24 protein-coding genes, 3 tRNA genes and 1 pseudogene are annotated in these 20,181 nt (G+C 65.3%); 16 read left to right on the plus strand and 12 right to left on the minus strand.

The genetic code is table 11. From position 1 onward, the window contains the following. Window positions 1–10: 10 nt before the first annotated feature. Window positions 11–1,966 carry a DUF6541 family protein gene (locus ACVWWN_RS06860; protein ID WP_457143222.1) on the minus strand — a complete coding sequence of 652 codons (1,956 nt, stop codon included), beginning with the start codon at window positions 1,964–1,966 and terminating at the stop codon, window positions 11–13. Between the two features lie 111 nt (window positions 1,967–2,077). Here ACVWWN_RS06860 and ACVWWN_RS06865 point away from each other — a divergent pair, with 111 nt between their 5' ends. Further along, window positions 2,078–3,274, plus strand: coding sequence for a cysteine desulfurase-like protein (locus ACVWWN_RS06865; protein WP_457143223.1), 1,197 nt, complete (start codon window positions 2,078–2,080; stop codon window positions 3,272–3,274). A 3-nt stretch (window positions 3,275–3,277) separates the two neighbouring features. Here the strand turns inward: ACVWWN_RS06865 and ACVWWN_RS06870 are convergent, their stop codons facing one another. Continuing rightward, on the minus strand, window positions 3,278–4,261 hold the full coding sequence (locus ACVWWN_RS06870) for an NAD(P)H-quinone oxidoreductase (protein WP_457143224.1): 984 nt from the start codon (window positions 4,259–4,261) through the stop codon (window positions 3,278–3,280). A 78-nt stretch (window positions 4,262–4,339) separates the two neighbouring features. Here ACVWWN_RS06870 and ACVWWN_RS06875 point away from each other — a divergent pair, with 78 nt between their 5' ends. From ACVWWN_RS06875 to ACVWWN_RS06885, 3 genes are all read left to right on the plus strand, one after another. After that, window positions 4,340–4,852 (plus strand): MarR family winged helix-turn-helix transcriptional regulator, encoded by a 513-nt coding sequence (locus tag ACVWWN_RS06875; protein WP_457143225.1) that lies wholly within the window; start codon window positions 4,340–4,342, stop codon window positions 4,850–4,852. 21 nt (window positions 4,853–4,873) lie between these two features. Then, window positions 4,874–4,960: transfer RNA gene (locus ACVWWN_RS06880), tRNA-Ser, on the plus strand. Window positions 4,961–5,153: 193 nt separating this feature from the next. Continuing rightward, window positions 5,154–5,798 (plus strand): FMN-dependent NADH-azoreductase, encoded by a 645-nt coding sequence (locus ACVWWN_RS06885; protein ID WP_457143226.1) that lies wholly within the window; start codon window positions 5,154–5,156, stop codon window positions 5,796–5,798. Window positions 5,799–6,474: 676 nt separating this feature from the next. Here ACVWWN_RS06885 and ACVWWN_RS06890 read toward each other — a convergent pair. Together ACVWWN_RS06890 and ACVWWN_RS06895 are read right to left on the minus strand one after the other, a co-directional pair. Next, a complete protein-coding gene (locus ACVWWN_RS06890) occupies window positions 6,475–6,957 on the minus strand; it encodes an aminotransferase class I/II-fold pyridoxal phosphate-dependent enzyme (RefSeq protein ID WP_457143227.1) in 483 nt (160 codons plus the stop codon). Continuing rightward, window positions 6,941–7,390, minus strand: coding sequence for a GntR family transcriptional regulator (locus ACVWWN_RS06895; RefSeq protein ID WP_457143228.1), 450 nt, complete (start codon window positions 7,388–7,390; stop codon window positions 6,941–6,943). Before ACVWWN_RS06895 ends, ACVWWN_RS06890 begins: the two co-directional genes overlap by 17 nt. A gap of 44 nt (window positions 7,391–7,434) precedes the next feature. Here ACVWWN_RS06895 and ACVWWN_RS06900 point away from each other — a divergent pair, with 44 nt between their 5' ends. The 3 genes and pseudogenes from ACVWWN_RS06900 (at window position 7,435) to ACVWWN_RS06910 (ending at window position 8,565) form a co-directional block, all read left to right on the plus strand. Next, window positions 7,435–7,782, plus strand: a complete 348-nt coding sequence (locus ACVWWN_RS06900; protein ID WP_457143229.1) for a hypothetical protein — start codon at window positions 7,435–7,437, stop codon at window positions 7,780–7,782. A 64-nt stretch (window positions 7,783–7,846) separates the two neighbouring features. Continuing rightward, window positions 7,847–8,011, plus strand: a pseudogene (locus ACVWWN_RS06905) (NAD-dependent epimerase/dehydratase family protein); the annotation flags it as partial. A gap of 233 nt (window positions 8,012–8,244) precedes the next feature. Continuing rightward, complete coding sequence (locus tag ACVWWN_RS06910; protein WP_457149470.1) at window positions 8,245–8,565, plus strand: hypothetical protein; 321 nt, start codon at window positions 8,245–8,247, stop codon at window positions 8,563–8,565. On the opposite strand, the gene ACVWWN_RS06915 is transcribed toward ACVWWN_RS06910, so the two are convergent. Both ACVWWN_RS06915 and ACVWWN_RS06920 read right to left on the minus strand, forming a co-directional pair. Then, window positions 8,552–9,385: a crotonase/enoyl-CoA hydratase family protein gene (locus ACVWWN_RS06915; RefSeq protein ID WP_457143230.1), complete on the minus strand. Its 834-nt coding sequence runs from the start codon at window positions 9,383–9,385 to the stop codon at window positions 8,552–8,554. The two genes, ACVWWN_RS06910 and ACVWWN_RS06915, sit on opposite strands and share 14 nt — an antisense overlap. 19 nt (window positions 9,386–9,404) lie before the next feature. Beyond that, window positions 9,405–9,854: a hypothetical protein gene (locus ACVWWN_RS06920; protein ID WP_457143231.1), complete on the minus strand. Its 450-nt coding sequence runs from the start codon at window positions 9,852–9,854 to the stop codon at window positions 9,405–9,407. Window positions 9,855–9,894: 40 nt separating this feature from the next. Here ACVWWN_RS06920 and ACVWWN_RS06925 point away from each other — a divergent pair, with 40 nt between their 5' ends. After that, complete coding sequence (locus ACVWWN_RS06925) at window positions 9,895–10,479, plus strand: TIGR03086 family metal-binding protein (protein ID WP_457143232.1); 585 nt, start codon at window positions 9,895–9,897, stop codon at window positions 10,477–10,479. Here the strand turns inward: ACVWWN_RS06925 and ACVWWN_RS06930 are convergent. Both ACVWWN_RS06930 and ACVWWN_RS06935 read right to left on the minus strand, forming a co-directional pair. Continuing rightward, window positions 10,476–10,943: a DUF4334 domain-containing protein gene (locus ACVWWN_RS06930; RefSeq protein ID WP_457143233.1), complete on the minus strand. Its 468-nt coding sequence runs from the start codon at window positions 10,941–10,943 to the stop codon at window positions 10,476–10,478. The genes ACVWWN_RS06925 and ACVWWN_RS06930 overlap by 4 nt on opposite strands. Further along, on the minus strand, window positions 10,940–12,004 hold the full coding sequence (locus ACVWWN_RS06935) for a histidinol-phosphate transaminase (protein ID WP_457143234.1): 1,065 nt from the start codon (window positions 12,002–12,004) through the stop codon (window positions 10,940–10,942). Before ACVWWN_RS06935 ends, ACVWWN_RS06930 begins: the two co-directional genes overlap by 4 nt. A gap of 86 nt (window positions 12,005–12,090) precedes the next feature. Here ACVWWN_RS06935 and ACVWWN_RS06940 point away from each other — a divergent pair. After that, window positions 12,091–12,179 (plus strand) — tRNA-Ser (locus tag ACVWWN_RS06940). Window positions 12,180–12,223: 44 nt separating this feature from the next. Beyond that, window positions 12,224–12,296: transfer RNA gene (locus tag ACVWWN_RS06945), tRNA-Arg, on the plus strand. A 53-nt stretch (window positions 12,297–12,349) separates the two neighbouring features. Here ACVWWN_RS06945 and ACVWWN_RS06950 read toward each other — a convergent pair. Beyond that, window positions 12,350–13,537 (minus strand): tyrosine-type recombinase/integrase, encoded by a 1,188-nt coding sequence (locus ACVWWN_RS06950; protein ID WP_457143235.1) that lies wholly within the window; start codon window positions 13,535–13,537, stop codon window positions 12,350–12,352. A 293-nt stretch (window positions 13,538–13,830) separates the two neighbouring features. Beyond that, window positions 13,831–14,388, minus strand: coding sequence for a hypothetical protein (locus tag ACVWWN_RS06955; protein ID WP_457143236.1), 558 nt, complete (start codon window positions 14,386–14,388; stop codon window positions 13,831–13,833). 143 nt (window positions 14,389–14,531) lie between these two features. On the opposite strand from ACVWWN_RS06955, the gene ACVWWN_RS06960 reads away from it, so the two are divergent. The 3 genes from ACVWWN_RS06960 to ACVWWN_RS06970 all read left to right on the plus strand — a co-directional run bounded on the left by ACVWWN_RS06960 (window position 14,532) and on the right by ACVWWN_RS06970 (window position 16,850). Then, entirely contained in the window at window positions 14,532–14,735 is a 204-nt protein-coding gene (locus ACVWWN_RS06960) for a helix-turn-helix domain-containing protein (RefSeq protein WP_457143237.1), read from the plus strand. Between the two features lie 134 nt (window positions 14,736–14,869). Next, window positions 14,870–15,448 carry a hypothetical protein gene (locus ACVWWN_RS06965; protein ID WP_457143238.1) on the plus strand — a complete coding sequence of 193 codons (579 nt, stop codon included), beginning with the start codon at window positions 14,870–14,872 and terminating at the stop codon, window positions 15,446–15,448. Further along, on the plus strand, window positions 15,441–16,850 hold the full coding sequence (locus tag ACVWWN_RS06970) for a hypothetical protein (RefSeq protein ID WP_457143239.1): 1,410 nt from the start codon (window positions 15,441–15,443) through the stop codon (window positions 16,848–16,850). Before ACVWWN_RS06965 ends, ACVWWN_RS06970 begins: the two co-directional genes overlap by 8 nt. On the opposite strand, the gene ACVWWN_RS06975 is transcribed toward ACVWWN_RS06970, so the two are convergent. Both ACVWWN_RS06975 and ACVWWN_RS06980 read right to left on the minus strand, forming a co-directional pair. Next, window positions 16,782–17,051, minus strand: coding sequence for an RES domain-containing protein (locus ACVWWN_RS06975; RefSeq protein ID WP_457149030.1), 270 nt, complete (start codon window positions 17,049–17,051; stop codon window positions 16,782–16,784). The genes ACVWWN_RS06970 and ACVWWN_RS06975 overlap by 69 nt on opposite strands. 676 nt (window positions 17,052–17,727) lie before the next feature. Further along, window positions 17,728–17,964, minus strand: coding sequence for a helix-turn-helix domain-containing protein (locus tag ACVWWN_RS06980; protein ID WP_457143240.1), 237 nt, complete (start codon window positions 17,962–17,964; stop codon window positions 17,728–17,730). Window positions 17,965–18,114: 150 nt separating this feature from the next. On the opposite strand from ACVWWN_RS06980, the gene ACVWWN_RS06985 reads away from it, so the two are divergent. From ACVWWN_RS06985 to ACVWWN_RS06995, 3 genes are read left to right on the plus strand one after another with little or no spacing between them, the layout of a single operon-like run. Beyond that, window positions 18,115–18,921 carry a hypothetical protein gene (locus ACVWWN_RS06985; protein WP_457143241.1) on the plus strand — a complete coding sequence of 269 codons (807 nt, stop codon included), beginning with the start codon at window positions 18,115–18,117 and terminating at the stop codon, window positions 18,919–18,921. A gap of 45 nt (window positions 18,922–18,966) precedes the next feature. Then, the gene (locus tag ACVWWN_RS06990) at window positions 18,967–19,182 is read left to right on the plus strand and encodes a hypothetical protein (RefSeq protein ID WP_457143242.1); all 216 of its coding nucleotides are present in this window, start codon (window positions 18,967–18,969) and stop codon (window positions 19,180–19,182) included. 48 nt (window positions 19,183–19,230) lie between these two features. Continuing rightward, window positions 19,231–19,941, plus strand: coding sequence for a hypothetical protein (locus tag ACVWWN_RS06995; RefSeq protein ID WP_457143243.1), 711 nt, complete (start codon window positions 19,231–19,233; stop codon window positions 19,939–19,941). The last annotated feature ends 240 nt before the right edge of the window (window positions 19,942–20,181 follow it).

Consider the following 20,181-nt stretch of genomic DNA (forward strand, 5'->3'; position numbering starts at 1 on the left):
CATCTGTGTCTTATTGCGAGTGGTCTCCGCGCCATTCGTAGATGCGGGCCTCGCCGTTGTCGTAGATCCTCTCCCACGACCGAGATCTATCTAGCGACACTAGCCCGTCGGGCATGACGAACCCGCGGACCACCGGCGTGCTGGTCACCACATACCGGATGTTGAGCGCCTTCACCGCCTCGGCAACACGCGGATCGGTGTCCGCGTCGTCGGCGTAGGCCCAGAAGATGAACCGGTGATAGCCCGGCCCCTGCTGCACCGGATAGTCGTAATGCGTCCACAGCGGGTGCATCCCCGATACGGCGTACATCCACGCCGTGCCGTCGGTGTTCGCGTCGCCGATCAGGGTGTCCTTCGCGCCGGGCAGCGTCGCGAGGTAGGCGAACGCCTCGAGGTCCTTGGCGTCGATGAGCACCGAGTCGTACTTGTCGCCGAAGAGGAACCTGTGCCGCGGGAAGTAGTACAGGGCGGCGACGACACACACGACGATGACGGCCACCGCGGTCGCCCCGTGCCAGAGCCTCGGGCTGCCCCGGCCGGCGGCCAGTCGGCGGGCACCCGTCACCGCCGCCGATATCAGCGTGACCAGCGCGATGCCCGCGCCCGCCGTGATCAGCATTGTCACTACCGCCGACAACCGGCGTGGGTCGCTGTAGAACAGGTCGCTGAACATCCCGGTGAGGGCGCCGAGGGGGCCGCCGAACGGCGCCGAGGAATGCACGATCGACACGACCAGCAGCAGCCACACCGCCAGGGGCCACCAGATTCGCCGGGCCACCATGATCGCCGCGCCGATCCCGGCAAGCACGATCAGCGCCCACTGGATCGGGAAGTCGTTGAGGTGGCGGGTGTGCTGCACGACGGCGTCGAAGAGCCCGCGCTTCTTCCCCTCGTGCGTGACGAACGCGTGCCCGGTGATGATTTCGGCCTGCTGCAGCACCCCGAAGAACTGCGGCAGCAACAGCACCACTGTCGGGACCGCCATCAGCAGCAGGTTGACGAAGTCCGTGAGCCGGCCCCGAACCGGATGCCACAGCGCGTCGCACAGCCACCATGCGGCGACGAAGAGCACCGTCACAACGCCGCCGGTGATATGAACCGAGAACACCCCGAGAAGCGCCAGGACTGCCAACGGCATGCGATCCCGGTGCCGCAGCGCGGATACGACCAGCACCATGGTCGGCACCGCCACGCCGTAGGCCGCCAGATTGGGCATGGACGCGGTGTCGAACTCGACATAGGGCACCGCCGTGAACGAGGCGGATATCGCGGCCGCGGCCGCAGCCGCGCCGGCGGTGCGCCATTCGTCGGTCCGGGTGCGCAGCAGGTGCCAGGTCAGGGTGGCGGCGCTGACGGGGAACAGCCAGATCGACGCCGCCAGCGAGTTCAGCGTGTACGCCGTCGTCGGTGCGGCACCGGTGACCTGGCTGAACACCGCCGCCAGCGCGTGAAAGGTCGACGGGTAATACAGCGCCTCGTGGGTCTCGACATTGCGCAACTCACCCATGTGTGTCGGCGATGCCTGGCCGGTCTCGAGGATGAAGCGGATCGTGTTCGCGTGCCAGACGGAGTCCCAGTTGCTCGGAATCGATTGCCAGTGCGGTATTCCACGCACCGCCACCATCCCGATCAGCGCGGCGCCCAACACCACGCCGGCGGCCGCCAGTACCGCCGGTCCGCGCGATATCGCGCGGTCCTCGGCATCGACCTCGCGCAGGCGGCCCAGCAGGACTCGCAAACCCACTGCGATCCCGGAAACCGCAGCCACAGCAAACAACGCCGTCCATGCGTTCCACGGGATGCCGATCGCGCCGAATGGCACGATGGCCAGCGCGACAATGCCGTATGTCAGCGCCGGACCGACGGCGATCGCAGCGGGAAAAGGCATGCGACCGAGTCGTGCGACGATAGCCCCGGGGATCACTAGCAACAACAGCGCGATTAGCACTCCGAACCCCAAGCTCACTCGACTAGTATGGCTGCCCAGGTGACCCGGTCCGGCACGGCGGGGTTCGGATGGGCATCCACCGAATCGTGTCGGTTTGTGGAATTCACAGACGCTCTAAGGTGGGCAGGCATGGCATACGACGTCGCCCGGGTGCGTGGGTTGCACCCGTCTTTAGGCGATGGTTGGGTGCATTTCGACGCCCAGAACGGCATGCTGCTGCCCGATTCGGTGGCCACCACCGTGTCCACCGCGTTCCGTGGCTCGATGCCGACGCCGACGGGACCGCACCCGTCCGCCAAACGCAGCTTCGCGGTGCTGAACGCCGCCCGCCAGGCGGTGGCCGATCTGGTCGGCGCTGATTCACGGGGTGTGGTGCTCGGCGCCGACCGCGCGATCCTGCTCACGTCGCTGGCCGATGCGTCGTCGTCCCGGGTCGGCCTCGGCTACGAAATCGTGGTGACCCGTCTCGACGACGAGGCAAACATCGCGCCCTGGCTGCGCGCGGCGAATCGCTATGGCGCCAAGGTGAAGTGGGCTGAAGTCGACATCGAGAACGGCGAGTTGCCGAGCTGGCAGTGGGAGGCGCTCATCACGCGGCCCACCCGGTTGGTCGCAATCGCCTCCGCCTCATCGACTTTGGGGACGGTGACCGATCTGCGTGCGGTGACCAAGCTGGTGCACGAAATCGGTGGGTTGGTGATCGTCGACCACTCGGGCGCCGCACCGTATCGGCTGATCGACATCGACGAGATCGACGCCGACATCGTCGCGGTGAATGCGATGGCCTGGGGTGGGCCGCCGATCGGCGCGCTGGTCTTCCGCGACCCCTCGTTGATCGACTCGTTCAGTTCCGTTTCGCTCAACCCGTACGCCACCGGACCCGCACGGCTGGAGATCGGTGCGCATCAGTTCGGCATGTTGGCTGGCGTCGTGGCCAGCGTCGAGTATCTGGCCAATCTCGACGAGTCGGCACACGGAACGCGCCGCGAAAGACTGCTTGTGTCAATGCAATCGGCGACGTCACACATGAACCGGTTGTTCGAGTACCTGTTGATGTCATTGCGGTCGCTGCCCGCAGTCATGGTGATCGGCTCGCCCGAGACCAGGATCCCGGTGCTGAGCTTCGCGGTCAGCGACGTGCCCGCCGAGCGGGTGGTGCAGCGACTGGCGGACAACGGGATCCTGGCGATCTCGAATGCGAGTTCCCGTGTGCTCGATGTCATCGGCGTCAACGACATTGGCGGCGCGGTGACCATCGGCCTGGCCCACTACACCACGACGGCCGAGGTGGACCAGTTGGTGCGGGCACTCGCATCGCTGGGGTAGACGTCAATCCGACACGCGCAGTATTACTTTCCCGGAAACTTCCCCCGACTCCAGTAGTTCGTGTGCCGCGCGCGCCTGCTGGACGGGGAACTCGGCGCCGATGATCGGGCGGACCTGACCGTTCTTGATCAAGGGCCACACATTGGCCACGACCTCGGCGACGATGTCGCTCTTGCCGCCGCGTCCGGTGGCGGGCCGGGCCCGCAGCGTCGTCCCGAGCACACCGGCCCTCTTGGCCATCAGCTTGCCGATGTTGAGTTCACTCTTGACGCCGCCCTGCATGCCGATGATGGCCAGCCGGCCGTCGGTGGCGAGCGCGTCGATATTGCGGTCGAGGTACGAGGCGCCCATGATGTCGAGAATCACGTCGGCGCCCGCCCCCCCGGACTCGGCGCGCAGCCGCTCGACGAAGTCTTCGTCGCGGTAGTTGATGGTGATCTCGGCGCCGAGCTCGGCGCACAGCTCGAGCTTGTTCGCCCAACCCGCGGTGACGGCGACCCGGCTCCCGAGGGCGCGGGCGACCTGGATCCCGTGCGTGCCGATGCCGCTGGCTCCGCCGTGGATCAACAGGAGCTGGCCCGCCGACAGGCCCGCATTCATCACCACGTTCGACCACACCGTGCACGCCACTTCGGGCAGCGCGGCGGCATGGTGCAGCGGCACATCGTCGGGTACCGGCATGACCTGTCCGGCCGGGACGGCGACGAACTCCGCATAACCCCCGCCCGCCAGCAAAGCGCAGACCGGTTGCCCGACGGACCACTGGGTGACCCCGGCGCCCACCGATTCGATGACTCCGGCCACCTCGAGACCGAGTACCGGGCTCGCTCCCGCCGGCGGCGGATAATTACCCGCCGCTTGCAGTAGATCCGCCCGGTTAACCCCTGCGGCAACGACCTTGATGAGCACTTCGCCGTCGGAGGGGGTGATGTCGTCGATTGCCTGCCATGTCAGTCGTTCGACCGACTCGGCCACGATTGCCTGCATTGGAGTAACGCTACTAGCCTGCGAAAACCGGGCGAGGTTCCCGCCCCTAGCAATGGCCGCCTGACTTACGATGTCGTGATGGAGGGGATCATCGCCGGGCGTACTGCCAGTGATATGCCGGGTTTGGACATCGCCGAACAGAGGTCGTGGCAAAATTTCCTCGATTCGGCACTGCGGTTGTACGCGACCCTGAACCGGTCGCTGGTGGACGCGCATCAGCTGACGCTCAACGATGTTCGCCTGCTCGACATACTCGACAAGTCCGCGGCCGGCTCCGCGCGCATGGGTGATCTCGCCGACGAACTGATGTCCCTGCCGAGCAGGGTGACGCGGCAGATCCGGCGGCTCGAGCTGCAGGGCCTGGTCCGCCGGAATGCCAGCCCCGACGACGGCCGCGGTGTACTGGCCGCCATCACCGACGAGGGCCGGGTGGCCGTGCGTGAGGCGATGGCGACGTACGGGCAGGGCGTGCGCGCACACTTTCTCGGCAGGCTCTCGCGGCCGCAGATCGCGGCGATGGGCGAAAACTGCCGGCGCATCAGTGTCGGCCTCAAGGCCGGGACGCCGCCTGCCAAGCTCGGCCGGGTCTGACGGCCAGTTACTCTTGTCGGCGGTGGCGTGGCAGAGCGGCCTAATGCACTCGCCTTGAAAGCGAGAGACGGCTAACACCGTCCGGGGGTTCAAATCCCTCCGCCACCGCTCTGCCGAATCGGCAGGCCTGGGGCGCCCATCGAATCAGCGGGGTCGTGCCCCGTCGCACGAGGTGCGATTCCGCGCCGTCCTCCATTTCGCGTGACTCGCGATGACACTAATTATTTCCACCGCGTCGTTGTAATGGATGACCACGTCCGCTGGATGGTTTGCGTTACCCGATGTTCATGGAGGACTAGCGATGGCACACCTGCTTCACATTGACTCGTCGGTGCGGGGTGATGGGTCCGTCAGCCGACGTCTGGCCGCCCGCGCCGCCGAGCGGTGGCGCGCGACGCACCCCGGCGGGACCGTCACCTACCGAGACCTGGCCGTTGACCCGATTCCGCACTTTGACAACGCGACCGTCACCGCCCGGATGGTTCAGGCCGGCCAGCGCACGCCCGTGCAAGAAAAGGCGTTCGCGCGCAACGTCGCCCTGGTCGACGAAGTCAAGAACGCCGATGTGGTGCTGCTCGGCCTGCCGATCTACAACTTCGGTGCGCCAAGCACGGTCAAGGCATGGGTCGACCACATCGTCGCGCACGGCCTTTCGATTGCTCCCGAATCCGGCGCAGGACTCCTCGGCGGCACCGACTTCATCGTCCTCAGCAGTCGGGGACACGGATTCGGCCCAGACACCCCGCACGAAGGGTGGGACCACCAGACCTGGTTGTCGTACGCCGTTTCGCAGACCGGGCTGCAGCCTCGGTTCATCACCGCAGAGCTCACGCTGGCCGAGCTGGATCCGGCCATGGCCGACCTGAGGCCACTTGCCGCCGAAAGCCTCGCTCGAGCGCTGGAGGCGATCGATCAGTTGTGGGCCACCGAGGAGAACGCCGCATAGCCCTGGCTCTTGTCACGGGTCAGCGCACACCCCGGAGCCTCGGATGCCGTTGGCGCAGAAAGTTGTGTAGGCGGTCTGCAACGGTTGCCAACGCTGTGCCGTCCAGCGATCTTGCATTCCGCTGGTGCGATCTTGTTTCGAATCCCGTGATCCATGAGTGGACTTCGCGGACGTGGTTTCGGTGTTGCTGCGTGACTATGTTCTGCTGTTGATTCGGGCGGCGGCGCCGCCGTGTAACTCCTGCAGACGCGCATGACCTACCCAGGTAAACCACAGACCTGTGGTATGACGTCAGGCGATAAATGAGAGCGACGCAAGCCACTTTTACAAGGTGCCGTTAGGTAACTGGGCGTAATCTCGGCGCAAGGGTCGACGAAGGGGAGCAGCATGAGTGACGCGATGCTCGCCTTGCTGAGCATGGGGATCCCGCTCGTGGTGATCGTCGGTGTGATCGTAGTGCTTTCGCGGCGGGCCATGCGTCGCCGCAAGCGGTGGACAGCCGGAAAATGGCTCTGCCGGAGGGTATTACGCGGCAGGGGGAGCCGGCGCCACCGGTTTCATCGGCGGCAGTGGCGGCTGTACCGGTGGGTCAAGCTGTGGCGGGGGCGCCAGCTGCGGTGGTGGCGGTGGTTGCGGTGGTGGTGGCTGCGGTGGTGGGGGTGGCGGATGATTCTGCTCATTCGACCGCGCGGGCCAGTGTCCGGACGCCCGCGATGATCTGGGACTCAGTGGCGTTGGCATAACCGAGCATCAATCCCGGTGGTGCAGTGGCCGGGTCGGCGTAGCACGGTGCCAGCGACTCCACCCGCACCCGCATCTCAGCCGCCCTGAGAACCATTTCATTCATCGAGTATCCCGACGGGAACTCAACAGTCAGGTGCACGCCGGCCGCGGCACCGAGCACCCTGGCCTGCGGAAGGTACCGGGATAGCGCTCCCAACAGCGCATTTCGCCGCGCCAGATATCGACGGCGCATCTGACGCAGGTGACGGTCGTAGGAGCCGGAGGCGAGCAGCTGCGCGAAGGCGATCTGGTCCATCACCGAACTTCCGGTATCGGCCAGGCCCTTCGCCAGGGTGACCACACCGACGAGGTGAGCCGGCAGCACCATCCACCCGATCCGGAGCCCGGGTGCGAGCGTCTTACTCGTCGAGCCCACGTACACCACGCGGTCGGGCGCGATACCCTGCAGAGCGCCAACGGGTGCCCGCGCAACCACGCATGGCGGGGGAAGCTGCCGAGATCGGGCGAGCCTGGGGCGAAGTCGATGTCGAAACGCCGCACCGGCTCGCCGCTGCGCCCGGGGTGCGGACCGCGTCGACCGTGGCCACCCGCGTTCCGGAACCGTGCCGGCTGAACAGGAAGTCCTCGGCCACGAGTTGGCTGTACGCGTCGACGACGAGCCGTCGCGAGACCCCGAGATCCGCGGCCAGAACCCGCGTCGACGGCAACCGCGACTGGGGCGCGAGCCGGTCGGTGCGGATCGCGTCGCGCAGGCCGTCGGCGAGTTGCCGGTGCAGCGGCTCGGAGTGGGCCCGGTCGAGTGTGATCAGTAGCTCCGGACCGAATGTGGTACCCGAAACTGTTTCCACAGTGGTGCCTAACTTGAAGCCAGTATCGAACTAGCGTGAAACCTATGGCAGTGACACCCACGCGCACAAGGGCCGGACTCGTCGAGGTGACCCTGATCGTGTTCGGGTTGTACGCCCTGGGGATCGGCTTGTTCATGCTGTTCGCACCCGGGGCCTTCTTCGACACGCTCGGGCCGTTCGGAGTGCGCAACGATCACTACGTCTTCGACAACGCGACGTTCGAGGTGCCGCAGGCCCTGCTGTTGCTGGCGGCGGTGCGGCGGACGCCCTGGCGGGTACCTGCCCTCGCGTTCGTCACCGTGCACTGGGCGCTGCACGCGCTCAGCCCCCTCATCGACCCGCACCACGCGGCGGGTGACGGGGTCGGCTGGCTCGAGGCCGGCGGCTGGTAGGCACCACCGCGATCCTGGCTATTGCACTGCGGGCGGCCGCCATTGCCGAGCGGAGTGGTCGCTGATGCGGGTGCTGGTGGCGGGTGCGACCAGCGTGCCGGGCCTTCTTCTGCGGCGCGAGTTGACTTCTCGCGGGCACGACGTCCTCGGCCTCACCCGGTCGTCAGGCAAGACGTCCGAAATCGCGCAGGCCGGTGCCGAACCGGTGGTGGCTGACGTGTTCGATGCCGCGCAGATCGACGCGGTCGTCGCCGACGCGGCGCCCGAGGTGGTGGTGTCCCTGCTCACCACTCTGCCGAAGCTGGGACCCAGGGACTTCGACCCCGCGAAGAAGGCGTGGAGTGTCGGTGCTTCGAATCTGGCGTCCGGCGGGCCCAGCGATATCGAGGGAAACGTGTTGCGCTACGGCGTCTTCTACGGGCCCGGCGTGCCGCACACGCACCTGATCAGCCGGATGGCGAGATGGTGCGTCATGCCGGCGATGATCGTGACGGGGTGCTGTCCTGGGTGCACATCGACGATGTCGCGAAGGCCACCGCCGATGCGCTCGACAAGGGCCGCGGCGGGCAGATCTACCACATCGTCGACGACCGACCGCAGTCGTTCGGCGATTACACCCGCGAGCTGTCGGTGAAGCTGGATCAGCCTCGGCCACTACCGATTTCGCATCGGGTGGTGGGCCTGGTCGCTTCCTATCCGGCAACGGCGTTCGGAACGACGTGGCTTCCGTTGTCCAACGCCAAGACGAAGGCGGATCTCGGCTGGACGCCTATTCCCCGGTGAAGTCGGGTGCGCGTTTCTGGAACATGGCGGTGATGCCCTCAGTGAGATCCTTCGACGGCAGAAACGCGGAATTCCACGCGGCGACGTAGCGCAGGCTGGCCGACACCGCCGCCGTGCGCTGCTCGTCGAGCACATCCTTGACGCCCTGGACCACCAGCGGCGGATTGGCGGCGATCTCGGCAGCGGTCTGGTGCGCGGCGGCCAGCGACGCCTCGGCGTCGTCGTAGACCTCGTTGACCAGGCCGATCTTTTCGGCCCGCGTCGCGTCGATGTCCTTGCCCGTCAACGCCAATTCACGCAGATGCCCGTCGGACAGGATCAGCGGCAGCCGGGCCAGGCTGCCGACGTCGGCGACGATCGCAAGCTTGACCTCGCGCACCGAGAACTTCGCGTCGGCGCTCGCATACCGGATGTCGACCGCCGAGATCAGGTCGACACCACCGCCTATGCACCAGCCGTGCACCGAGGCGATGGTCGGCGTCCGGCAGTCGGCAACGGCCGTGATCGAGTGCTGCATCCGCTTCAGGCGCGCGTGGAAGTCGGCGCGGGGGCGGGCGAGCGCCCCGTCGGCGAGCATCGGCGACAGTGTGTCACCCATGGCGGCCAGATCCAGCCCGTAGCTGAAGTTCTTGCCCGAACCCATGAGCACGATCGACCGCACCTCGGGATCAGCGTCGAGTTGGGCGAAGACCGCGGGCAGTTCGGCCCAGAACGCGGGCCCCATCGCGTTGCCCTTGCCGGGACCGATCAGCGTCACCTGTGCGACGTGATCCTTGACCTCCACGGTGACGGACTCGTAAGCGCTGTTTTCCTGGGCCATGGGCAACCAGGCTAGCCACTCATCCGGGCGGTGAGCCCATCAGCACCTCGCTGACGGTGGCGCTGGGGAGGAACTGGCATGCCGCCTCGGCCAGCACCTGCCCGACGCTCTCGCCGTTGGGGCCGAGCGGGTTGTTCTTGTCGGCCAGGATCGCGCGGATCACGGCCAGCCGCGTTGCCTCGTCCAGACCGGTGAACTCCTTGCACGTCATGGTCTTCGAATTGGCCGGTGCCGGGACCACGGGAACGTCGGTCTGCCGCGGGAAACCGGGGATCGGAATATCGGGCAGCGGGATATTGGGTAATCCCGGGATGGTCGGTGCAAGGGTCCCGGTCGTCGGCGGAGTCGAGGTCAACGGCGGGCCGGGCTGCGTCGTCATCGCGACAGACCCCTCTGTCGTCCGAGAGCAGCCGGTCATCAAGCCCAACAGGATCAGCGCCGCAGCTGTCACCCGCACATGCGTCCTCATCTCGGCAACGATATGCGCCCGCGCGACGTAGCGTGGGCGCATGCCCGCCGACCTGCCACCGGGACCCGACTCGCCACCCACCGACGAACTGAAGAGTGCCGAGGCGTCTCTCGCGGTGCTGCAGCACGTACTGCACGGTATCGCCGATGACGATTGGTCCAAACAGACCCCCTGCCGCGAGTTCGACGTCGCGTCGCTCACCGATCATCTGCTGAACTCCGTCACGGTGATCGGCGGTGCGGCGGGGGCGCACTTCCCCGAGCGCGATCGCACCGATTCGGTGGAGCGGCAGGTCGTTCTCGCCGCGCGACCCGCGCTGGATGCGTGGCATCGAAGGGGCCTGGAGGGCACGGTGACCGCGGGGCAGAATGAGGCGCCGGCGAACGTGATGGTGGGCATCCTGTCGCTCGAATTCCTGGTCCACGCCTGGGATTACGCCATGGCGACCGGGCGTGAGGTGACAGCCCCCGACTCGTTGTCCGATTACGTGATGAGTCTGGCCAAGAAGATCATCACGCCCGAGGGCCGCGCAGGAGTCGGGTTCGACGACCCGGTCGACATCCGTGCCGATGCCCGCGCTCTGGATCGGTTGATCGCCTACACCGGCCGCACCCCGATGGGCTAGACGCGCTCCAGATAGAAATACAGGTGGCGATCTCCGTCGAGTGCGCCCTTGCCGTTCATGATGCCGATGACGGCGTCGGAGTCGACCACCTTGAAATGGTCATGAACCGGCTTGCCGTCGTAGACCATGCTGGCGGTCAGCTCGCCGCGGAACTCTTCCATCCAGAGGCTGGCCTCGCCGCTCATCGCCTCGGTGTTGGAAAACTTGTTTCCGTCGGCGTCAAGACACACCAGGGGTTTGGCGTCCGCCGTCGAGTGGAAGGTCTTGCCGAACCAGTTCAGCCGCTCCATGAAACCGTTGGCCCGGTGACCGGTGCTGAACTCGCCGCCCTTCCACTCGCCGAGCATGAACTCGATCGAGGCGGGCTCCAGTGTCGCCCAGAAGTCGTCGAGTTCGGCGTCGGGGATCTGTCCAGCGCGCTCCTTGAGTTCGGTGAACACCTTGCGGGCCGTCGTGTCGGTCATGCGGCCTCTTTCCAGCGGCGGGCGAAGCCGAGGAAGGCGTCGTTCTCGTCGGGCGCGGCCACGGTGACCCGGACGCCGTCATCGCCATACGGCCGGACGATGACGCGATCGTTCGCCGAGTCATTGGCGAACTTCTGGGCACGGCCGGGCAGCGGCAGCCAGACGAAGTTGGCCTGCGACGGCGGCACGGTGTAGCCGGCCTCCTTCAGCGCGGCCGTCACCCGGGCCCGTTCGGCGACGACGGCGTCGGTGCGGGCCAGCAGTTCGTCGGCGGCGTTCACCGACGCGATCGCGGCCGCCTGCGAGATGCTCGTCGCGGTGAACGGCACGTAGACCTTGCCCAGTGCGGTGACGATGTCCGGATCGCCCACGGCGTAGCCGATCCGCAGACCGGCCAGCCCGTAGGCCTTCGAGAACGTGCGCAACACAACGACATTGCTGTGCGCGCGGACGAGGCCGAAGCTGTCGGGCAGCATGTTGTCGCGGATGTACTCGACGTAGGCCTCGTCCAGGGCGATCAGAATGTGGGGCGGGACGGCCGCAACGAACCGCGCCAGCGCCTCGGGAGCGACGACGGTGCTGGTCGGGTTGTTGGGATTGCACACGAAGATGAGCCTGGTCCGGTCGGTGATCGCGGCGAGCATCGCGTCGAGGTCGTGGGTGTGGTCCGTCAGCGCGACAGGGACCGGGGTGGCGCCGGCGGTCCGAACCTGCAACGGGTAGATCTCGAAGCTCCGCCAGCCGAACAGCACCTCGTCGCCGACGGTCGAGGTGATCTGGATCAGCTGCTGGCAGAGACTGACCGAGCCGCAGCCCACCGCGATGTGCTCCGGGGCGAACGCCCCGTTGTCCAGATATTTCGCCAGGTGAGCCCGCAGTTCGAGGTATCCGTTGTCCGGATACCGGTTGATGTTGTCGGTGGCCTTCTCGATGGCGGCCCGCACGCTGGGCAGCGGCCCGTGCACGGTCTCGTTGCTGGCGATCTTGATCGCGCCAGGCACGGTCTTGCCCGGAGTATAGGCGGGCAGATCGGCCAGTTCGGGGCGTAGGCGGGCGGTCACCCGACCAGTTTATGGGGCGGCGAACTGCGCTTTGCCTCCCGCCATCGCGGCTGTGTACTCTGTCGGATCGGCGGTAAACAAATCATGGAGGCGTGCCAGAGCGGCCGAATGGGACTCACTGCTAATGAGTTGTCCCCCTTACAGGGGACCGGAGGTTCAAATCCTCTCGCCTCCGCCGCGGCTGACAGCGTCAGCCACACAACTGAACATTGAACGCTTGCGCCCGTAGCTCAACGGATAGAGCATCTGACTACGGATCAGAAGGTTAGGGGTTCGAATCCCTTCGGGCGCGCTCACTACCAGCACAAACGACTCCCGCGGCATCGGCGACACGCCCGGGAGTCGCTACTTTCCTGTCACATTGCCGTCTGCCGCGTATTCGTCCAGCGTGGCGCGTACGTCAGGTCCGTGGGTCTGCCGCTGCAGGTAGTGCGTTTCAGTCGTTGCCAGCTTGGCATGGCTCAACTGCTGCTGCGCGGCCGCTGGCCCGAGCGCGTCACGGACGACCGTCGCGACCGTGCGGCGGAACGAGTGCGGAGTCACCCAAGCCAGCTCGGCGGGCAGCGCAGCCCGCAGCGCCCGTCGCAGATTCGCCAGGCTGACCCAGCCGCCGCCGCGGTTGACGAACACCGGACCCGCCAGGCCGCCGGTATCGGCGATGAGCGCAGTGAGTGCGTCGACACCGAATCGAGGCAACGTCACGGTGTGCGCGGGCGCGCCGTGCTTGCGTGTGTCCTGCCGGTGCAGCGGCTTGCCCGCGACCCGACCGTGGTCAATCAGCGTGCCGGTAATCGTCACGGTGGGTGGATCCGCCAGCAGATCGACGTCGGGCCATTCGATCGCCAGTACTTCGGACGGCCGAACACCGGTGGCCACAAGGCATTCGACAAACGCGGGCAATAAGCGGCTGACCCCGTCTCGCGGACCCGGCCCCGAACGGTTGGCGTATGCGAGCACTGCTGCCCTGATCTGCTGGAACTCTGTCGCCGTCACGGCCCGCGGCGGCCGACGGATTGCCCGCGTCGTCTTCGTCTCCCGAATCGGGTTGACGAGTAGCACGTCATACCGCACGGCCAGACTGAACATGCCCGACAGGACCATTCTTAGCCGCTTGGCCTGGGTGACAGCGCCCATGCTCAGCAGGTGCTTGCTCGCGGCGCTGGTCGACAATTCGGTTACCTGCAGCGCGCCGAGCTGGCCAGCGCCATGCACCCGCCACACTGCCCGGTACTGGTCTGCCGTTTGATCGGCAATCCCATCCTCGGCCGCCTTCGACTCAATCCACAGTTCGAACAGCTCGGCCAGCGTCGTCCGGTCGCTGAGTGCTTGGCCACGGTCGACAGGCTGGCGCCGGTCCCGTAGGTGCCGTTGCAATACGCGCCGCGCATCCTCCGCGCTCCGGTCACTAGATCGTTCCACGCGGCGCCGCTTGCCGTCTGCATCGCGGACATACGTGGACGCGAGGAACCGGCCGTTACTGGCTTTCAAAGTGATTCGGCCGTGCTCTCCTGGTCGCAACCGCTCTCTTGGCACCTATCCGCCACCGCCTCTGTCGACGTCATCACTGGCCACACCCAGGCGCTCGTGGAGAAATCTGATCTGAGCTTCTGACGCCTCAGGCTTCGATGAGAGATCCAACGCTAGCTGCCGGTAATGCCGGTCACCACCAGCGCCGCGGCGACGAACTGCAATCCTGTGTTAGGAGGCTCGACGTGGATGTCGCGCTTCCGGTCGACCTGGCTCGCTGGTAGCGGCCACTCATCAACGAACCATTTCGCCGCCTCATACCAGTGGGCTCCCGGTCGGGCAGGGGTTGGTGCCGTGGACTATTCGTCATGAATCACCCCGCCGCTTTCACGGATCATCTGCTCGAGTCTGGAGATCTCTTCTTCGAGGTTCCTTAGTTGCTCGGTGTAGGCCTGCAATTCGGGTGTCCATGAGCTGGCGTTGCTGTCCTCACCTTCAGCGGTGCGCGCGAAGCGGTGGATGAGTCCGAAGAACTGGGCCATGGCGAGGAGTTGCCTGCGACGCTCTCGCACAGTGCGCACAAGCTCGTATTCCCTTGATGCCGGCCACGGCTCGTGTTTGGGGTCGGGCGAGCTTGCTTCGCCGGAGAACCAGGCCGCGGCGCCCCAGCTGGTGGTATGGAGATCGGGCAGGACCTCAACGGGCCCGTCGGGCAGCTCAGGAAACAGGATCGTCAGCGGCGGTATTCGCAGCGCGGCAGCGAGAACGAGAAGCTCGGCGACGTCGAGTCCCTTCTTGCGACCGCTTTCGTAGTTGGCGATCGCTGAACGACTGATGGGGTAGCCGAGGCGGTCGGTCTCGTCCGCCAACCACTGGGCGGAACGGCTGGCTCTGGCGCTCTTAATGGCTGCGGCCATACGTCGATGTAGCCCTTCCACCCAGTCTTGTTTCATAACGACACAGATTATCGCGCACTTGTGCGGATTCGTGCATCGATGTAAGAATGTATCTACGACACAAATCACGTCAATATTGTGTCGAAAATACACAGGAGGATGGCATGGAGGCAGCGACAAACGGACCGACCGCCCGGCTCAACACGGTCGAAGAGGTGATGGAACGCCTTCGCATTGGACGCTCCACCGCGTTCGAGCTGATCGGCACTCGACAGCTCCGCAGCATCAAGGTAGGGCGGCGACGGCTGGTATCCGAGGCGGCGCTGATTGAGTTCATTGAGCGTCTCGATCAAAAGGACGCCGGGTAGTTGGCCGCACCGTGCGAACGCCGCCGGTCAGTTTGACATCGTTTCGCGGCGCCGCGCGATGCGCCTATGTGAAGGCCCCGGCGTCGCCATGGTGTGCACCCACCACAGCGACTGGGGCTCCTAAACCACCTCGCATGAAAGGCTTCTCCCGCATGACTTTACTCGCTTCCGCCACCGCCGGTGGCGACGAGTCGACGCGCGGCTTTAACACGCAGACGCTCGCGAGTGGACCACATTTACCCGCAGTAGGGCCCCTACCGCCGGCCGATGAACTGTTGGTGTGTGCGCTGCTTTATAGCCCGAGCCCAGCCGTGCTGCAGATTGCCGAATACATCGATGCTGCTGCCGATTTAGGCGAATGCGCTCGCCGCGCATACTGCGCCTTAGTGGAGCTCGCCCTGCAGAACAACTCGCCAGCACCGCAACTGGTCCTCGATGAGCTTCGCCGCACTGGACGTCTCGACCGTCAGACGGCCTGCTGGCTGGCGGCAGCGGCCACTGCCGGGGCTCCACCGGCCAGTGCGCGCCGCTACGCGGCGATCGTCGTCGCGAATTCCCTGCGCCGACACGTTAATTGCTGGGGATCCGCTCTGACGAGCGCGGCCTACACGGCGGCCGAAGACGAGCTTCAGGTGACCATTGACAGCTTTGCGCACACCATCGCCACAATCTTCGCCCGGTTGGCCGTCCTGCGCGGAGATACCCGTGAGTGAAACCGATTCCTTCTGGTCGGCACGGCCCATCCTTGACCACATCCTCAGGCTGGCGCGGGCACGCAGGGTCGGGCCGTGGGCGGTGCTGGGCACGGCGATGGCGCGCGCTGTGGCCACCATTCCCCCTTACGTGGCGTTGCCCGGCACGGTCGGGGGACGGATGTCGCTGAACCTGTTTGTCGCCCTTGTAGGTCCGTCAGGTGCGGGCAAGGGCGGTGCCGACGCCGCGGGGGCGGCCGGCATCAAATTCTCTGGGACACATGTGGATTATGTACCGTTGGGCAGCGGCGAGGGCGCAAGTCGCACGTTTCGCCCGTGGGGTACGGCAGCCGAGCTGCCCAATCCCGTCACATCCGTGGTCTTTGCCGTCCCCGAGATTGACACACTGACCGCGCTGACGAGCCGCCAAGGCTCGACACTGTCGGCCGAGCTACGGAAGCTGTACTCGGGTGAGGCGCTGGGGTTCGCCAACGCCGGCAAGGACACACGCAACGTCGTCGCGGCACATAGCTACCGGGCCTGTGCGGTCGTGGGCGTACAGCCGCTGCGCTCCCATGCGCTACTCGCCGGCGCCGACGGCGGTCTCCCCCAGCGATTTATCTGGTTATCTACCGGTGACCCGGGAGCGCCCGACGAGCGCCCGCCCGACCCCGGTTCCTGGGAAGTGCCAGCCGCGGGTTGGCAACGTGGACAATCCGGCCACTTGCGGCTGGTCGACGGCCATGGCGACCTCGAGGTACCGGAATCTGCCCGCACGATGATCGACGCCCACCGCCTGGCCGTGTTGCGCGGCGATCACCGGGTCGATCCGCTCGACGGGCACGCTCTGCTGTGTCAGCTGAAGGTAGCGGTCGCGCTCATGGCACTCGACGCGCGCACCGCCATCGAGGAAGCCGACTGGCATCTTGCCGCTCACGTGATGCATGTCAGCGCGGTGACCCGCGAGCAGTGTCGCCGCGCCCTCACCGAACACCGCCGCAACCAAAACACCGCGCGTGCACTGGCTGTCGTTGAGCGCGACGAGATCGTCGCCGATCGCAAGGGCCAACGCGCACGCGATGCCATCCTCCGAAAGGTATCCCGCGGGCGGCAGCTAACAACTGGAGAACTGCGCAGGTCGTTGAAGGTCGACATCCGTGACCACTACGACGCAGCGCTCGCCGAGCTGCTCGACAGCGGCGAGATCGCGGTTTCCCAAGGAACACGAGGAAATAGAAAGGTACACGTGTACCACCGGTACACCTCTCACGATCCACCGACTACCTCGGACAACGTGCCGTGTACCGCAGGTACACCGGTACCTGAGGCGCTCGGTGATACTGCGACGAGTCGTTCAACGCGACAGCAGACCGGTCACACCAACTCCGTCGGCATTCAGCAAAGAAGCGACGCCACCGCGTAAGCGCAGCATATCGGCTGTTGATTCCTCTGCACCAGCACAGCCGTATCGGCGCCGCCGGGTGTCGACCTTCGCGACAGAAGCCGACTTGGCGGCAGCCGCAAGCACCTCACGCAGGCACGTTTCAGGGGCCTCAGCGAGATACAGTGTGCGGGTACGCTCCTCAACATCATCGAAGCGATGGCCGAAGGGCGCCCCCAGCACGCTCGATCTGGGTTTAGTCTCGCTGGTTCGCGTAACTAGGCCCGTCCCTTCCTCGTACTGGCCGCTCTTGTGCGTGGTGGGGGTGTCTGTCAAGGCTTGGCCGTGGTCGACCGCGCAGCGGCGTGGCCTTGACGGGCACCCCCGCCACGTTCACGACAATTGCGGGCGAGGGAGGGCAGCTGACTCCAATTCGCGCGCATCGGGTGGCCCGGGGCGGCATCAGGATCGTCCGGCGAAGATGGTGACCATTGCGTGTAGGACGGCGCCGATGGCACGGCCGGTGTCGGTGATGCTGACCTTGGAGTCAGGAATGCGGGCGAGGCGATCGAGATCCCCGCTCAGACCGTTAACCGAAGGGTTGCTGGTTTCGGATCCCAGAGGGGAAAGCTGTAGGACCCGGTTCGATTCCCGGCGGCTCCTCGAATGGAAGCTAAGGGGTTCGAGTCCTCTTAGCCCCAACGTCAGGGATTCGCCCCGGACCCGCTGATTCTCGGTCGAAAGGTATGGACGTTTGCCAACGCATCGCAATTACCCTCATTGACCTGGGGCGCTTCGCTGTACATGTGTTCGTTGGGTGTCGGTGATTATGGCTGATTGTCATTCAATAACGATGAATAAACGATGGATCCGGCGGTCACGAAGGGTTGCATTTCTAATGCGACCCTCCGCCCTTCGTTCAGGTCACCCACCAAGCTGAAGAACGGCGCGGCGCTCGATCACCGGTCTCGCGGGGTTCGTGGGAGGGTAGTTCGTTGATGTACCGCTCGAGCTCAGAGGCGCGGAATTTCACGCGGCCGTCGTGGCGTATGGCGGCGAGGTCGCCGGCCAGGACGAGTCTGTTGATTTTCTTGGTGCTGGTGGCCAGCAACTCGGCGGTTTGATTTTTGGTGTAAAGCCGGTCGATTTCGGTCACCATGTGGGCCCTTCCAGCTCTTCGATGCGACTATCAGTTCGTCGACGCCTGAATGAACTATGGCGCCAAATCGTCGGCTGGGGCGGGGTTTGGAACTGTGCCGATTAGCTGAGCAAAGTACCCGCATCGCTTCATGGTTATGCTCGGCGGATGAGCAACCGGGAGCGTCGCGAACACCGCGTTGCTGGCCGATATCACCCGCCGCGGGCGTTGGAATACAACGAGTTCGTTGGTGAATTTCGGCCGCCGAACGACCGCGCGTTCACCGAGCTGCACGTGCGCTACGGCGTTCGGGACGACCGTTACCTCGACTGGTCCATCACCCTGAATGAGCGCCTTGGTGATATCGAAGAACTCAGAGCCGGAACGGCTCCCTTGCAACGCCGGACGCTCGAAGTCGTCGACGTTAGCGACTCCGCAATCCGCCGACATGTCTTTGATCCCAATAGGCGGAGTCAGCCCCCGCATGTCACACGGCTGGTCGAACTGCGAGCGGGGGATCACCACAGAGTGAACTACGAGTACCAAAATCAGATGAACGGCGTATGCATGAGTTTTCAGCAGAAGCACCCCGAAATCGTTGAAGTCGAAGACCGTCACAACACGGCAACAGCCGGATTCATGGCGAAGGATCGCGACGTCCAGTTTCGCGAAGGCGACTTCGGGTGGGTCCGAAACACAGTCACCTCGATCGATACCGACCTGGCGGAGATGGTGTTTGTCGACCGCGCCTATTACTACTTTCCTACTTCCCCCAGCACGGCCGCTGTCCTCCTACCTGATGGCGAGATGAAGTTCATCATCGCCGGCCCTGGAACCAAACCGACCCTTGATGAGGCAGAAGACGACCCAGAGGACGGGCCGATGAAGGCCCGAGGTGACGTAACGATGGGAATGCTTGTCCAGTCCATCTACGCCGGAGACTGGACCAACGATGTCGATGACCTGCTGAATTAGTGAACTCCCGATATCCGCAGACCCGGAAGTGGGACACTGAAACCTATGCTCACCGGTCCGCCGCCGACCGCAACCGAAGTATGTGCGGTGTTCGAGGAGGTCCTCGCCGGGTTCGCCGCGGGAGAATCGCCAGCGGTCATCCCTTGCTACGGCTTCGACACCCCCGAAGTACTGGTGGCACTCGACCGCGTGCGCAATGCTGCACCAAACCCGCCGGCGGCACTCGTCGAGGCCGCCCGTTACGCGTTTGACCACAGCTGAATGACACCCCCGGCGCAGCCTGAAGGTGTTACCGGCCGACTGAGTTCCATGGAGCGTCTCGCTCAGGCGCGAGCGAGGGCCGAAGCTGACAGGGCAGCCGAGCAGCGGGCATTCTGGCCGTCGGATAATTTGGAAGCGCTGGTTCTACGGGTGATCGGCGGGTGGGAAAATCTCGTCGGCTATGTGGCGTTCATGCGGTTTCACGCCGCCGGCCACGAAGCCGCCCCACTCGACAAAGAGAAATTGCCGAAGGCGATGCGAGAGATTGCCGATGAGGCCCGCGTGCGTTGGCCACACGAGGGTTGGGGAGCCGCCTTCACAAACGCGGCGACGGTCCGGCACACGGTGACGCACATGTTGTACGTCTTGTCGGTCACTGGTGAGTGTCCGAACAGGACCATGAATATCGTCCGGCTCGGCGCCCCGGACGGACGACGCACGGGCGCCGACGGCAACCCGGCCGAGTTGCATTGGCGCGACGAGACATGGTCGATGCAGACGCGACACACCGCGCCGCTTCAGGAACAGGCGTTGATCGGCGCTCTCGAGAGCATGAAATGGATGAAAGACTGCTGCCGTGGACTGCTCCGCATCCGCGACATTCTCGCCGACGAAAAGGCGAACCTGTCTGACGAAAAAGTAATCGACGCCTTCGCGTGGCAGGTGAATTGGTGGATGCCCGAGTGGGGTGACCCCGAGACGACACTCCTCACTGTCGGACACATCCGCCTGCGACCGGGCGAGAAGAACCCCGTCTGATCATCCCCCTGTGGCGTTAGGGCCGACCAACTGCACCGCCAAATCTTGAGATGTAGAGCCCTGCTGCAGTAGGGCGCAGAGACGTCCTGCACCGAGACGGGCGGGGGAGGGTCCAGCGTCTTCGCCACCACCTACCGGGTGGGGCGCCAGGCCTGACAATGCTGCGGACCCCATCTTCTTCCGAACCCTCTGGCGGGACCTGAACCCCGCCGGAGAACTTCTTCTCCAGATCGCGCCGAA

This window comes from Mycobacterium sp. URHB0021, from assembly GCF_054057895.1.

Bases quoted from the DNA above. Each gene is read 5' to 3' on its own strand.
- ACVWWN_RS06965 (WP_457143238.1), top strand. From the start codon at position 14,870: ATGAAAGGCTTCTCCCGCATGACTTTACTCGCTTCCGCCACCGCCGGT.
- ACVWWN_RS06990 (WP_457143242.1), top strand. From the start codon at position 18,967: ATGCTCACCGGTCCGCCGCCGACCGCAACCGAAGTATGTGCGGTGTTC.
- ACVWWN_RS06985 (WP_457143241.1), top strand. From the start codon at position 18,115: ATGAGCAACCGGGAGCGTCGCGAACACCGCGTTGCTGGCCGATATCAC.
- ACVWWN_RS06955 (WP_457143236.1), bottom strand. From the start codon at position 14,388: ATGGCCGCAGCCATTAAGAGCGCCAGAGCCAGCCGTTCCGCCCAGTGG.
- ACVWWN_RS06915 (WP_457143230.1), bottom strand. From the start codon at position 9,385: ATGGCCCAGGAAAACAGCGCTTACGAGTCCGTCACCGTGGAGGTCAAG.
- ACVWWN_RS06885 (WP_457143226.1), top strand. From the start codon at position 5,154: ATGGCACACCTGCTTCACATTGACTCGTCGGTGCGGGGTGATGGGTCC.
- ACVWWN_RS06900 (WP_457143229.1), top strand. From the start codon at position 7,435: ATGGCAGTGACACCCACGCGCACAAGGGCCGGACTCGTCGAGGTGACC.
- ACVWWN_RS06920 (WP_457143231.1), bottom strand. From the start codon at position 9,854: ATGAGGACGCATGTGCGGGTGACAGCTGCGGCGCTGATCCTGTTGGGC.
- ACVWWN_RS06910 (WP_457149470.1), top strand. From the start codon at position 8,245: ATGGTGCGTCATGCCGGCGATGATCGTGACGGGGTGCTGTCCTGGGTG.
- ACVWWN_RS06925 (WP_457143232.1), top strand. From the start codon at position 9,895: ATGCCCGCCGACCTGCCACCGGGACCCGACTCGCCACCCACCGACGAA.
- ACVWWN_RS06995 (WP_457143243.1), top strand. From the start codon at position 19,231: ATGGAGCGTCTCGCTCAGGCGCGAGCGAGGGCCGAAGCTGACAGGGCA.
- ACVWWN_RS06930 (WP_457143233.1), bottom strand. From the start codon at position 10,943: ATGACCGACACGACGGCCCGCAAGGTGTTCACCGAACTCAAGGAGCGC.
- ACVWWN_RS06865 (WP_457143223.1), top strand. From the start codon at position 2,078: ATGGCATACGACGTCGCCCGGGTGCGTGGGTTGCACCCGTCTTTAGGC.
- ACVWWN_RS06875 (WP_457143225.1), top strand. From the start codon at position 4,340: ATGGAGGGGATCATCGCCGGGCGTACTGCCAGTGATATGCCGGGTTTG.
- ACVWWN_RS06870 (WP_457143224.1), bottom strand. From the start codon at position 4,261: ATGCAGGCAATCGTGGCCGAGTCGGTCGAACGACTGACATGGCAGGCA.
- ACVWWN_RS06960 (WP_457143237.1), top strand. From the start codon at position 14,532: ATGGAGGCAGCGACAAACGGACCGACCGCCCGGCTCAACACGGTCGAA.